At 48.5% G+C, this 13,183-nt stretch carries 10 protein-coding genes; 3 read left to right on the top strand and 7 right to left on the bottom strand.

The genetic code is table 11. The features are described 5' to 3' along the window. Window positions 1–99: 99 nt before the first annotated feature. The 6 genes from PQQ36_RS00520 to PQQ36_RS00495 form a co-directional block, all read right to left on the bottom strand. A complete protein-coding gene (locus tag PQQ36_RS00520) occupies window positions 100–1,548 on the bottom strand; it encodes an FAD-dependent oxidoreductase (RefSeq protein WP_045621166.1) in 1,449 nt (482 codons plus the stop codon). Between the two features lie 141 nt (window positions 1,549–1,689). Then, a complete protein-coding gene (locus PQQ36_RS00515) occupies window positions 1,690–2,592 on the bottom strand; it encodes a DMT family transporter (protein ID WP_045621168.1) in 903 nt (300 codons plus the stop codon). A gap of 119 nt (window positions 2,593–2,711) precedes the next feature. Continuing rightward, window positions 2,712–3,416 (bottom strand): phosphonate utilization transcriptional regulator PhnR, encoded by a 705-nt coding sequence (gene phnR, locus PQQ36_RS00510; RefSeq protein ID WP_011151851.1) that lies wholly within the window; start codon window positions 3,414–3,416, stop codon window positions 2,712–2,714. A 9-nt stretch (window positions 3,417–3,425) separates the two neighbouring features. After that, window positions 3,426–5,150 carry a putative 2-aminoethylphosphonate ABC transporter permease subunit gene (locus PQQ36_RS00505; protein ID WP_123773220.1) on the bottom strand — a complete coding sequence of 575 codons (1,725 nt, stop codon included), beginning with the start codon at window positions 5,148–5,150 and terminating at the stop codon, window positions 3,426–3,428. A gap of 8 nt (window positions 5,151–5,158) precedes the next feature. Further along, entirely contained in the window at window positions 5,159–6,265 is a 1,107-nt protein-coding gene (locus PQQ36_RS00500) for a putative 2-aminoethylphosphonate ABC transporter ATP-binding protein (protein ID WP_123773219.1), read from the bottom strand. Between the two features lie 1,186 nt (window positions 6,266–7,451). Further along, a complete protein-coding gene (locus tag PQQ36_RS00495) occupies window positions 7,452–8,462 on the bottom strand; it encodes a putative 2-aminoethylphosphonate ABC transporter substrate-binding protein (protein WP_025533230.1) in 1,011 nt (336 codons plus the stop codon). A 267-nt stretch (window positions 8,463–8,729) separates the two neighbouring features. On the opposite strand from PQQ36_RS00495, the gene phnW reads away from it, so the two are divergent. From phnW to phnX, 3 genes are all read left to right on the top strand, one after another. Next, window positions 8,730–9,833 carry a 2-aminoethylphosphonate--pyruvate transaminase gene (phnW, locus tag PQQ36_RS00490; protein ID WP_225470201.1) on the top strand — a complete coding sequence of 368 codons (1,104 nt, stop codon included), beginning with the start codon at window positions 8,730–8,732 and terminating at the stop codon, window positions 9,831–9,833. Window positions 9,834–9,859: 26 nt separating this feature from the next. Continuing rightward, window positions 9,860–11,239, top strand: a complete 1,380-nt coding sequence (locus PQQ36_RS00485) for an aspartate aminotransferase family protein (RefSeq protein ID WP_225470200.1) — start codon at window positions 9,860–9,862, stop codon at window positions 11,237–11,239. 91 nt (window positions 11,240–11,330) lie between these two features. Continuing rightward, on the top strand, window positions 11,331–12,146 hold the full coding sequence (gene phnX, locus PQQ36_RS00480) for a phosphonoacetaldehyde hydrolase (RefSeq protein ID WP_273660144.1): 816 nt from the start codon (window positions 11,331–11,333) through the stop codon (window positions 12,144–12,146). Window positions 12,147–12,219: 73 nt separating this feature from the next. Here phnX and PQQ36_RS00475 read toward each other — a convergent pair whose 3' ends face one another. After that, complete coding sequence (locus PQQ36_RS00475) at window positions 12,220–13,089, bottom strand: AraC family transcriptional regulator (RefSeq protein WP_086016975.1); 870 nt, start codon at window positions 13,087–13,089, stop codon at window positions 12,220–12,222. Window positions 13,090–13,183 lie beyond the last annotated feature (94 nt).

Below are 13,183 nucleotides of genomic sequence, written 5' to 3'. Positions count from 1 at the left end.
AGCGAAACCAAACACGCGCCCCAATAAGAAGACAACCGCGTGTTTGTTTTCAAATTTACAATGTAAAGAGCAGCCTATCGTCAGTTAGTGACAGTAATATTATTCAAGCTTGTCCGCCTTGCCAGCAGGGCCTGCCAGCTTTGCCAGCCATTTATCCCAGAGCCAAGGCGTTTGTTCGTTGTCTTCCGCCTCTTCTTTTCTTCTCACTGCATTGCGCACCAGCATGGCACCCAACCAACGAAACGGCTCTGGAGGGAATTGCCCTAACGGACCTTTCGCCAAACCGCACTGGCTCCATTCGTTGTCGATTCCCAACACCAAAGAGGAGAGAATCTTGCCCCCCATTCGCGTTTGAGCAACACCATTGCCTGAATAGCCAAAACCATAGAAGACATTACTTTGCCCTGCTAAGCGGTCGAAAAAAGGGAAACCCGTAGCAGAGCGATCCGAACCACCTGTCCAACTGTAAGCAAATTCTTCGCCTTTTAAGCTTGGAAAGAGCTTATCGAAGGAACGACGTAGCAAATCTTGGTAGCGTGTAGCGCGCTGGAACATCGGCTCTACCGCATTGTTATAGGAAAAATGGTTCCCCCCTTTTCCGAGCATTAAGCGGCCATCAACCGTATCGCGGTAATAATGCACAAAAATTCGCGAGTCCAACACGCTGCTTCCTGCCTTCCAACCTGCATCAGACAAAGCTTCAGGTGCAAGCGGTTGGGTAATCACCATATCTGACGAGACCACCACAATGCTGCGCTTAAATTGCGGAAACTGTTCCACCATCCAAGCATTCAGCGCAAGAACCACTTGCTGTGCATAAATTTCCCCTTTGGGCGTAGTGACTTTCGCTGGCTCTCCATATGCTAACGCCGTCATTGGTGTGTGCTCATAGATCTGCACGCCCATCTCTATGGCCACTTTTCGCAGCCCTCTTGCTAACATTGCAGGTTGAACAGTAGCTGCGATCGCCGAATAGTGGCCATCAACATTGCGAGGCGAGCCGCTATGGGTGGCGAGTTCGTGTTGTTCACAATGACGCCAACTGTTGATATTCAAACGCTCTAGCTCCGCGACGACAGGCTGTAATGCGCCTTTCTGCGCCGAGTTGGTCGCGGTGTAATAAACGCCTTTTGACGAAAGTTGTGCGTCAATTTGGTGTTGTTGGCAAAATGCCTCAATGTCTAAGACGGCTTGTTCCGATTGCTCAACCAACCACTTGGCGTGGGCTTCACCAAACAATCGCTTGAGCGTCGGATACTTGGTTGACCATGTCAGCATACAGCCACCATTTGCGCCCGAGGCTCCGCAGCCACATAGCCCCTTTTCAATGACGGTAATCTGTTTTTCTGGTGCCTGCTCTTTGAGCATGATGGCCGTCCACAAACCCGTGTAGCCACCACCGACAATCAAAACATCCGTCTCGAGTTGCCCCTGCAGTGGTTTTGCTGATGGGGGTTGCTCCTGTTCGATCGCTTGTTTAAACCAGAAAGAAGGGTGTGAATGGTTCGACGGTGAGCCCGATTGTTCTGTGGCATTAACATTCCGCATGGGGTTTTCCTTTGCAATAATCATAACGATAAATTACAAAACGCTCGCCAAAGGCACGAGCGAGAAAAACTGTTGTACAGCGTAAGAAATGATAACGATGACTGAAAAACTCGAATTGACTCAGCACCTAGACTAGAGTGTTTAGGTAAGCGTTAATACTAATCCCGCCACGATTGAAGCGACGCCAATCCCACGAGTGAGGTACCACTTCTCACCCAAAAATTGAATACCCATCAGCAAACCAAACACGATGCTGACTTGGCGCAAAGCAACCACCAAACTGACGTTATCAGTCATGGTCATCGCAAACAGCACTAAACCATAAGTCGATGCCATCATTACCCCTGCCAAACTCGCGCTTAGGCGGATGTTCCAGGCATATTCAAATTCGGTGCGCTTGGAGAACTTCAAGCACCAAAGCAACATCGGCAGCCCCATTGCCCAGAATTGAATACCAAGATAAAAAATAGCACTGTATTGATCCGCCAAAACGGAGTGCGCAGTTTGCGTGACCAACACCAACGCTTCTTTGTCGATCACCGAGTAGCCTGCGGTACCCAACGCAGCCACCAGCGCCCAAGCAACCCCAACATTCAGGTAAGAGGCTGGTCTCATCTGGTTAAAATGAGTCAATGGCACCAACATGCAACCTAAAGTGATCAGCATAAAACCGAACCATTGTTGGGCGGTAAGCTCGTATCCCAACACTAGACTTACTCCCCCCACCATCATGACTGGCAGTGAACGCGCGATGGGATACACCACACCAACGTCAGCGTGTTTGTAGGCAATGATGAGGCCAACCAGATAGATCATTTGTGAAATGCCACTAATGATCAGCAGCCACCAGAACGTTGCGGGTAACGCTGACCAACCAACTTGGCTTAGATACCAAATCAGATAAGGCGTGAGCAATAGGGAGGCAGCAAGGCTGGCCACCATAGTAAAAGTAGGACCTGAACCAGAATGGCTCTTACCAAGGATATTCCAACCTGCATGAAAAACGGCTGAAATGATGACTAACACTATCGCCAATGAATTCATCTGCGTTCCTTATAGAAAAGGCTCCAGATGGAGCCTTAACACTGCATAGAAGAATGCTTATCGATTAGGAAAATACTCGGATATGAAACAGACTTCAATCGGCTTATTTCACCATGTGATCATCTTGCCAATTCTGCGAGAGACTCGATACAAATGGCATCATGACGCCAATATTCAATATCGCAGTCAATGAGCTCGCCATGCTGATTGTAGTTAATGCGCTCCACCACCATTGCTGGTGTCCCAGAAGTTGCACGTAGCGCCTGAGCCATCTCTCCGAGCAAGGTACTGGTAGAAATGCGGTAGCGCGTTTTTTGATAGCTGACCCCAAAGTGCTCACGATAGATATCCGTCAGTGAGTTCGATAAATCGTGGTCTAACAGATTGGGAAACAACTCAGGGCGAACGTAATTTGTTACGTACACCACCGGGCGGTCTTCAAGATAACGCACACGATCAACACGGAACACATCAGAAAATGGCTGAAGGTTAAGTAAGCGAGCCGCCACTTTGTTAGCTAAAATCGCTTTTGCGCCGAGCAGTTGTGTTTTCGGCACTCGATTCTGCGCTAACGCCATATTGGTAAAATTCAGTGTTTGAGTTGGGTCGTAACGCAACGGTACAGGCGAGATAAACCAACCTCGGCGGTCTTCGCGATAGATTCGACCTTCCGCTTCCAATAAAGACAACGCCTCGCGTAGCGTAACTCGTGTGGTATCAAACGACTCTGCCAATTTGCGCTCTGCTGGCAACTTTTGTCTTGGCGCTAACATGCCCGCTTCAATCTGTTCAACAATCGAATCTTTAATTTTTACGTACTGCACGAGGTGTCCTTATCTTTTCCGCCAAGCCTGAGTGCGACTGTCTAACCACTTCCCCAACGTCATCTGAACGATCTTCGCAATCGCGGCTGCAATCATGATCATCACGGCCATCGCAGCAGCTGCGCCCGTTTGGCCTGCATCGTCCATATTGAGAATCGATACTGACGCGGGAATGGTATCCGTCGAATAGAGGAATACTACCGCAGAAGTGGTGGTTAATGCATTAACAAACAAGTAGCTAGCAATATCCAAAACCGCAGGAAAGCACACGGGCAAACTCACTTTAAAAAAGAGCTTATACTGTGGCAGCTTGACCGATGCCGCTGTGGCTTCGATTTCTGAAGGCAGTTGCTTGAGCGCCGTTAATGCTGTCATATGGCCGACCGTGTAATAGTGCACTACGGTGTTAATCACCAAGAATGCCATGGTGCCATAAAGCACGTTCAAAGGATTGTTCGCATCGTTAAAATAAAAAATGTAACCCAAGCCAAGCACCATACCGGGAACCGCCATTGGCACCACGCTGAGCATTTGCATCACTTGACGAACTGGCCCAAACGCACGCCCTTTTTCAATGCAATACGCACCGACGAAAATAATGGCTGTACCAATAAGCGCAGTCCAACCTGCCAGCGTTAGCGAGTTAAAGAATGGACTCCAACCGTACGTGCTCATTTCAGCGAAGTTGTAGTTGTTGAGCGTCAACGCTTTGTTCCAAGGCCAGAATGTGACTAACGAACCGTACACCGCCATGCCAAGCACTGCCAGCACTGCGATAGAAATGATGCTGCAGTAAACCAAGCAGATGCTGTCGCGCGCTTTGTTAGGTTCTGGCTGATAAGGCACTGAACGCGTGTCGAATAAGCTCTTTTGTTTTTTCTGTACCCAGCGGTCTGCACCAAACGCCATGACCGCAGGGAATAGCAACATAATGCTGGTCACCGCCCCCATAGCAAAGTTTTGTTGCCCCACCACTTGCTTGAAGATGTCCGTCGCCAGAACGTTGTAGCTGCCACCAATCACTTTCGGCACACCAAAATCGGTAATCACCAACGTGAATACAACAATCAGGGTACTGATCAAACCGTATTTCGCCGCCGGTAACGTCACCATAAAGAAGGTTTTGATGGGTGAGGTTTTCAGCGCGCGGGCGGCTTCATACAAACGGGCATCGGAAGTGCGCAGCGAAGTGGTCAAAATCATCAATGCATGAGGGAAGGTCCAGAAAATCAAACCCATCGAGATACCAATCACGCCGTAAACCGAGTTTCCTAACAGCATTTCTTTGGCAATGCCTTGATTACCAAAAAGGAAGATCAAACTGATCGCTGGCAACAACGAAGGCGCAAGGATCGGCGCAGTACCTAGGATTTGAAATAAGCCTTTAAACGGCATGCATGAACGAGTCAGCGCGTAGGCATAACCAAACGCAAGCACACCCACTACCGAGGTCACAATCACGCCCAAAGTAAAGGTGTTGCCGACGGAAACCCACAAGCTTGAAGAGGCAAAGTACGTCAAAAAGTTGGCTAACCCAACAAACTCACCATCGCTGTTTTGTACGCTTTTGGTCAACATTGCCCAAAGCGGCATTAAGATGAACAGCACCATCAATACCGATAAACCGGCCAACAAGCTAAACAACACGAGGTTGTCACGACTGATGCGCCCGAGTAAAGATTTCGCTTTGTCTTGTGTGGTGAGGCTATTCATTGTCATTATCTTTGCATCCATGTTTACACCTACGCCGCTAGCGCTTTATCAAACGAAGGCACGGCGTAACCATGTAACCCTTCTTCCGCAAACTGGATGTAACGTACATCGCCCGCCTTGATAGTAAGTTTCTGCACTGTTTCTACAGGCACATCCACAACGATGGTTTGGCTTACGCTGTCGTTTTGCAATACACAATCAATGCGGAAAAACGCCCCCAGAAACTCGGTTGCGGTAACACGTACCGGTAAAGAGTTGTTGTAGTTTTCAACGAACTTGATGCTTTCAGGGCGCACCGCAAGGTCGAATCGGTCGCCACGTTGGATCTTACGATTGGTCAGACTTGGCGCTGGCATCAGGGTCTCAGCAATACGCACTTGGGAATCCGTTGCGACGGAGGTTTCAATAAAGTTCATGCTGCCGACAAACTCGGCCACAAAGCGCGTTGCTGGTTGTTGGTAGATCTCTTGAGGTGTGCCGACTTGCTCAATCACCCCATGGTTCATCACCACGATGCGATTGGCCATCGACAGGGCTTCGTCCTGATCGTGCGTAACCATAATGGTGGTGATGCCAAGCTTACGTTGAAGCTTGCAAATTTCATTACGCAAGTGAACGCGCACTTTTGCATCCAGCGCCGACAAAGGCTCATCGAGTAACAGTAGACCTGGAGACAACGCCAACGCGCGGGCCAAAGCAACACGCTGCTGCTGCCCACCAGAAAGCTGGTTCGGGAATTTCTCACCGGAAGTTGGCAGGCCAATGGTCTCAAGCCACATCTCCACAGTCTCTAACGCTTCTTTGGTCGACATGCCTTGGTTCTTCAAACCCACCGCAATGTTCTCTTGCACAGTTAGATTCGGAAACAGCGCATAAGATTGGAATACGATGCCGAAATCGCGCTTCTCTGGTGGTAGGAATGTGGTCTCTTGACCGTTTTGAAAGATTGCACCAGATGTTGGTAGGTCTAAACCTGCAATGGCACGAAGTAAAGTGGTTTTACCGCAGCCAGAAGGGCCCAAGAAACAAACGAACTCGCCTTTTTGTATCGCCAGCGAGATATTCTTTAATGCCGTGAACTGACCGAATTGCTTCACAACATTTTCAATATTTAGGTAAGGTTGGTTAGTTGACATAACACACACTCCAAATGGTATATACCAAATTTAGTTTTAGAGTGTTACGTTCCAATGACAAATTTATAGCCAGAAGATGACAAATAGATGAAGGGAGATCACCGCGTCGACCTAACAAGACTCATCGTTAAAGATACTATGGTCAACTTAAGCCCCAACACCAAGCAAATACCATGGTTTCCCGACCACGCTCCTTCGTCGCTATCGGGAATGACACTTAGGCGCGACACTTCCATTATCCAAGAACTCATCATTCCGGACGAGCGTGAGCGAGCTATCCGGAATCCATTCCGCCGCGAGCACCCATATAACGGATGACATCGAACCTAAAGCGTCGACACGATCAAAAAACAGCCTCATCTTGGTGCCGAAAACAAAAAAATCTATTTCTATCGAGGGAAAAATTCGCCCCAACACCAAGCAAATACCATGGTTTCCCGACCACGCTCCTTCGTCGCTATCGGGAATGACACTTAGGCACGACACTTCCATAATCAGAAAGCACGTCATTCCGGACGAGCCTGAGCGAGCTATCCGGAATCCATTCCGCCGCGAGCACCCATATAACGGATGAGCGTCGAAACGATAAAAGACAGCCTCGCCTAGGTGTGGATGATAACAAACAATCCATTTCTATCGTGGTAAACTTTCGCATTCGCGCTAGAAAATACCATGGATCCCCGATCACGCGCCTTCGTCGCTATTGGCAATGACACTTAAAGCGCGACACTTCCATAATCAGAAAGCACGTCATTCCGGACGAGCCTGAGCGAGCTATCCAGAATCCATTCCGCCGCGAGCACCCATACAACGGATGACATCGAACCTAAAGCGTCGAAACGATAAAAGACAACCTTGCCTTGGTGCCTATAACAAACAATCCATTTCTATCGAGATGAAAATTCACCCCAACACCAAGCAAATGTCATGGTTTCCCGATCACGCTCCTTCGTCACTATCGGGAATGACACTTAAAGCGCGACACTTCCATAATCAAAAAGCACGTCATTCCGGACGAGCCTGAGCGAGCTATCCGGAATCCATTCCGCCGCGAGCACCCGTAAAACGAATGGCATCGAACCTAAAGCGTCGACACGATAAAAAAACAGCCTCGCCTTGGCGCCGCAGACAAAAAAATCCACCTCAACCGAGGTGGATTTCAGTATTCAACTCAAAGCAAATTCGATTAAGACTTTGGCTCTGATTTCGCGTCAAATTTCTCAGACCATGTCGCTAAGATTTCTGCACGTTTGCTACCCATTTGCGCAAAATCCATCTTCGCCATATTTTCTTGAACGTTCGGGAAGTTAGACACAGTCGCTTTCACTTCTTTGTGACCCACCACTGGGTACATTTCTACGTAGAGCTCATTTGCTGCTTTAGAGATTGACCAGTCGACAACGCGCTTCGCTGCATCAGACTCTTTCACTAGGCCAACCGCTTCTGATTCCCAGCCAATGCCTTTAGGTGTGATAACCGCAAGTGGTGCACCTTGTGTTTTCAGCTTCGCGCCGCGACTCGCCATCGAAATACCGATAGCCACTTCGCCCATACCTGCTTGAACGCATGGCTTAGAACCAGAATGTGTGTAGTGTGCAATGTTTTTGTCTAGGTCACGCATGTAGTTCCATGCCTGATCTTCACCCATGTTTTGTAGCCAAGCAGAAACCTGCATGTAGCCAGTACCTGAAGACGCTGGGTTAGGCATTGCAATGTGACCTTTGTAAACCGGCTTTGTTAGGTCTTCCCAAGACGTTGGTTTCGGTAGGTTAAGTTGTTTCGCTACCGCTTCGTTGAAACAAACTGCGTTAAAGAACGCATCGTTACCAAACCAAGCTTGGTTTGATTGAGGGTCGTTTAGGTTCGCGTGCAGCTCTTCCAAACCTTTTGGTGTGTAAGGCTTAAGAAGACCTTCATCTTTAAGCAGTGCCATTGACGAGCCAGCAAGACCCCAAACCACTTCCGCTTGAGGGTTGTTCTTTTCTGCCAGCAATTTCGCCGTCATGATACCGGTTGAATCGCGAACCCACTTAATCTTGATATCTGGGTTATCTTTCTCAAACGCAGACTTGTATTTAGCAAGAATGTCTGTTTCGAAAGCGGTGTAAACCGTCACTTCCTGTGCAGCCATTGCATTGGTAGCAAGAAGAGAGACAAGTGCAGCCAGCGATCCTTTCATCAAACGGTTTTTCATCATTTTCTCCAGTTAATTTGGCTAAGTTTTCATTTGGTCTGTACCAGTTGACGATAACCACCCTACTGAGCCTTTGTGACGAAATCATGACCATTAAATGGCAGTTTTGAGAAAATTATCGATAAATAGGCGACCAAATGATCGGTGGAATTTTGGATATGAAAGTTTTATGAAATTCACTGAATGGCTATTTACGACCCTTTTTCATCCTTGTTAGAGTGAGCCTAATTTCTGGTGTAGACCAATTAATTTATTCTGAAGGAAATCGAGATGAAAAACGAATACCTACTACTGACTCCAGGTCCTTTATCTACTTCTGAAACCGTACGTGAAGCCATGCTAAAAGACTGGTGTACTTGGGATGATGAATACAACAAAGACATTGTAGAAGTGATCCGCACTAAGCTTGTAAAACTGGCGACAAAGCATAGCGGCTATACCAGCGTACTAATGCAAGGTAGCGGCACCGCATCAGTAGAAGCGACGATAGGCAGCGCCATTGGCAAAGATGGAAAGTTGTTGGTTGTCGACAACGGCGCTTACGGTGCGCGTATCGCCCAGATCGCTGATTACTTAAATATTCCATGCCATGTTGTTTCCCCAGGCGAAACATCACAGCCACACTTGAACGAGGTGGAAACTGCATTGGCATCGGATCCTGCAATCACACACGTGGCGATTGTTCACTGTGAAACTACCACAGGCATGCTGAACCCAATTGAGGCCTTTGCTTCTGTCGCAAAAGCGCACGGCAAAGTGGTGATTCTCGATGCCATGTCGAGCTTTGGTGGCATTCCTATCGATATTGCAGAATTAGGCATCGATTTTATGATCAGCTCTGCAAACAAATGTATTCAGGGTGTACCAGGCTTTGGCTTTGTGATCGCGAAACAAACTGAGCTAGAAAAATGCCAAGGTCAGGCGCGTTCTTTGAGCCTTGATCTTTACGACCAGTGGCACTGCATGGAAGTGAACCACGGCAAATGGCGTTTCACATCTCCTACGCACACGGTTCGCGCTTTCTGCCAAGCATTGTTAGAGCTGGAACAAGAAGGCGGTATTGAGGCTCGCCATAACCGTTACCAAACTAACCAGAAAACACTGGTTGCAGGTATGCGCTCTCTTGGTTTCGAACCGCTACTGAGTGATGACCTTCACTCGCCAATCATCACTTCTTTCTACTCTCCGACGCACAGTGATTACCAGTTCAAAGCGTTCTACACACGTTTGAAAGAGCAAGGTTTTGTGATTTATCCGGGTAAGGTGTCGAACGCAGATTGCTTCCGTATCGGCAACATTGGCGAAGTTTACCCAGCAGATATCGAGCGCTTAATCGGTGCGATTGAAAAAGCAATGTACTGGCAAGTTGCATAAAGCAGCCTCCTGATTGAGAGAGCGTTATGACTCAGAATATCAAACCGAGCCACTTCCGCTGCGAAGGCGATGTCAACACGACACCAGCGCGCCAAGCTTGGAATGCATCGATGGACGACGAGCGCACGCAAGCATTATTGAAGCGTGATTCGGAGGTCTTTCTTCATCAAGCCATGTCGACGCCTTGCTTAGATACCTTGGAAGCAGCAGAAGGCATCTACATCCAAGATGCTACCGGCAAAAAGTACATGGACTTCCATGGCAATAACGTCCACCAGTTGGGCTATGCTCACCCGCATGTGATTAAACGCGTGCAAGAGCAAATTGCCAAACTGCCGTTTTCACCACGTCGTTTTACCAATGAAACTGCGATTGAATGTGCCGAAAAACTCACCCAAATCTGTGGCGGCGAATTGAATCGCGTGCTGTTTGCTCCGGGTGGCACATCTGCGGTTGGCATGGCACTTAAACTAGCGCGCCACATCACGGGCAACTACAAGGTGGTGTCTCTGTGGGATTCCTTCCACGGCGCATCGTTGGATGCCATCTCAGTGGGCGGCGAAGCGTGTTTCCGCCAAGGTATGGGACCATTAATGGCAGGTGTTGAGCGCATCCCACCAGCCGTATCTTACCGTGGTGCTTTCCCAGTCGCGGACGGCAGTGATGTGCATTACGCCGATTACCTCGAATACGTGATTGAGAAAGAAGGCGGCGTGGGCGCGTTTATCGCAGAAGCAGTTCGTAATACCGACGTACAAGTGCCGAGCAAAGCCTACTGGAAACGCATTCGAGAAATCTGTGACAAACACAATGTCATGTTGATCATCGACGACATCCCGAATGGCATGGGTCGCAGCGGAGAATGGTTTACCTACCAAGCCTACGACATCGAGCCAGATATGCTCTGCATCGGTAAAGGCTTGGGCGGAGGCTTAGTGCCTATCGCAGCCATGGTAACCAAAGACAAATACAACACTGCCGAGCAAATCTCCATGGGTCATTACACTCATGAGAAAAGCCCTATTGGTTGTGCTGCAGCACTGGCAACCATGGAAGCCATTGAGCAAGACGGCTTGCTAGATAAAGCCAAAGCCGACAGCCAGTTCATGCGTGAAAAGCTGCTAGAGATGAAAGCCAAATACCCAGTGATTGGTGATGTTCGTGGCATCGGCATGTTGTGGGGCATTGAACTGGTCACTGACCACGGAAGCAAAGCACGCGCGTATGACGAAGCGGAAGCTGTGTTGTACCAATGCCTCAACAATGGCGTGAGCTTCAAGGTATCTCAAGGCAATGTGATTCAACTCAGCCCACCGCTGATCATCACTCGCGAACAACTGACAGAAGCGTTGGCGATCTTCGAACAAGCCATCGCCAAAGTGTGCAAAGACTTTAACTACTTTTAGGGTCGATAGACATCGACAAAAAAACAATTTATCCAGAGCGCAGTTCCAACATTTAGGTAAACGTTCTGGCACAAAAGAAAAAGGATTCAACATGAGCAACTCACCAATTCAAGCAGTGATCTTTGACTGGGCTGGCACTATCGTCGATTTTGGCTCTTTTGCGCCAACCAGTATCTTTGTGGAAGCGTTCAAACAAGGCTTTGATTTCGATATCGACCTTGAAGAAGCACGCGAACCAATGGGGCTTGGTAAGTGGGATCACATCCAAGCTGTGGGTCGTATTCCTGCAGTTGATAAGCGTTGGAATGAGAAGTTTGGTCGCTCAATGACCAGCGAAGACATCGACGCTATCTACGCAGCGTTTATGCCGCTACAAAAAGCAAAAGTGGCTGATCACGCCGAACCAATTCTCAATGCGATTGAAGTTGTGAACGGTCTAAAAGATAAAGGCATCAAGATCGGTTCTTGTTCTGGTTACCCGCGTGAAGTGATGGACGTACTGATTCCAGTGGCAGTGGATTACGGCTACAAACCAGATTACGTAGTAGCAACGGATGACCTGCCTCAAGGTGGTCGCCCTGCGCCATTTATGGCACTGAAGAACGTGATTGAGCTGAATGTAACGGACGTTAACGCGTGTATCAAAGTGGATGACGCCGCACCGGGCATCGATGAAGGTCACAACGCCAGTATGTGGACCGTTGGTTTGCTGCTTTCTGGTAACGAAGCGGGTCTGACGTTTGAAGAATACCAAACTGCAGACGAAGCAACGCTTAATGCCGCTCGTGAAAAAGCGCGCGCAAAGCTAATCAAAAGCTCACCGCATTACCTCATCGACACCATTGCAGACTTCCCACAAGTGGTTGCAGATATCGAACGTCGCCTAGCGGCAGGTGAGCGTCCATAGCGATTAAAATCACGGCACAATAAACGAGCGCCGCGTGGACAACACGCGGCGAACCAGTCCTCAGAAAAGCGCCTCAGAAAAAACTGATAGGCAGATAAAAGTCCAGCTCGAACGCTTCACTTTCATTGACAAAATGATTGCTGTGATAGTGTACATAAGCGGGCGTTGAGCGCAGTTTGAAACCTGACGCTGGCAGCCATTTTTCCAGTACCATGCTAATTTGAGGTAGCAATTCACCATACACCCCATGCAGACGAAACACCGCGTGCAAACCACCTGGAATCACCATTTGATTCACCACTCCCCGATATTTCAAAGGCTTATCTATCGCGATACACGCCACATAACGGCACTTATCCAACTCAACCCACGCTGGATTGGAATGGTGCAAGCCAAATTGCACCTCAAATGAGCGCCCTTCACTGTTTGCCCACGCTTTGAGGATCAGCCACGCATTTTTGATGGATCGGTTATACCCCACATGGCGCACATACGCCGCCATCCGCTCAGGCACTTCGGTAATTTTCGGTTCGGGTAAGGTACGTTTCGCCACACGATGATAACCCGCAGCCACCTCGGGATCCTTCAAATAGGGTTTGTCGGAGATGTGTAAATCGTGATAACGCCACTCTCCGGGCGCCATTGAGAATGTCGCTTTGAACGCTCGGCTAAACGAGGAGACCGAGCTAAAGCCACATTTGTTGGCAATATCGAGTACCGACGAGCGCGTATCAAACATCAATTGATTGGCTGCGTACTCCATTCTAGTGCGCCGAATATATTGATGAATGGACTCCCCAACCACCTGTTTAAACACACGATGAAAATGCTGCTCAGAGTAAGCAGCCACATCGGCCAGTGCTTTGGCAGACAGTTCGCGACTGATGTCTTGATGAATGAAGTAAAGAACGTCATTGATACGGGATATGTGCTGCTGGCTCATCAACGAAAATAGCATAAATGGACATATTCAAGAGCATAAATGGACATTTCACAAAACTCAACCCCATGTACTATCAGTCGAATAAACAAAATAA

The sequence above is a fragment of the Vibrio sp. CCUG 15886 genome (assembly GCF_028570825.1).
GTDB lineage: Bacteria > Pseudomonadota > Gammaproteobacteria > Enterobacterales > Vibrionaceae > Vibrio > Vibrio vulnificus_B.
This window is presented reverse-complemented; position numbering and strand designations above follow the sequence as displayed.

What these genes read in the sequence shown, in the direction of transcription:
- phnW (WP_225470201.1), top strand. Translation starts at nt 8,730, where the DNA reads ATGAAAAACGAATACCTACTACTGACTCCAGGTCCTTTATCTACTTCT.
- PQQ36_RS00505 (WP_123773220.1), bottom strand. Translation starts at nt 5,150, where the DNA reads ATGGATGCAAAGATAATGACAATGAATAGCCTCACCACACAAGACAAA.
- PQQ36_RS00485 (WP_225470200.1), top strand. Translation starts at nt 9,860, where the DNA reads ATGACTCAGAATATCAAACCGAGCCACTTCCGCTGCGAAGGCGATGTC.
- PQQ36_RS00495 (WP_025533230.1), bottom strand. Translation starts at nt 8,462, where the DNA reads ATGATGAAAAACCGTTTGATGAAAGGATCGCTGGCTGCACTTGTCTCT.
- phnX (WP_273660144.1), top strand. Translation starts at nt 11,331, where the DNA reads ATGAGCAACTCACCAATTCAAGCAGTGATCTTTGACTGGGCTGGCACT.
- PQQ36_RS00475 (WP_086016975.1), bottom strand. Translation starts at nt 13,089, where the DNA reads ATGAGCCAGCAGCACATATCCCGTATCAATGACGTTCTTTACTTCATT.
- PQQ36_RS00500 (WP_123773219.1), bottom strand. Translation starts at nt 6,265, where the DNA reads ATGTCAACTAACCAACCTTACCTAAATATTGAAAATGTTGTGAAGCAA.
- PQQ36_RS00515 (WP_045621168.1), bottom strand. Translation starts at nt 2,592, where the DNA reads ATGAATTCATTGGCGATAGTGTTAGTCATCATTTCAGCCGTTTTTCAT.
- PQQ36_RS00520 (WP_045621166.1), bottom strand. Translation starts at nt 1,548, where the DNA reads ATGCGGAATGTTAATGCCACAGAACAATCGGGCTCACCGTCGAACCAT.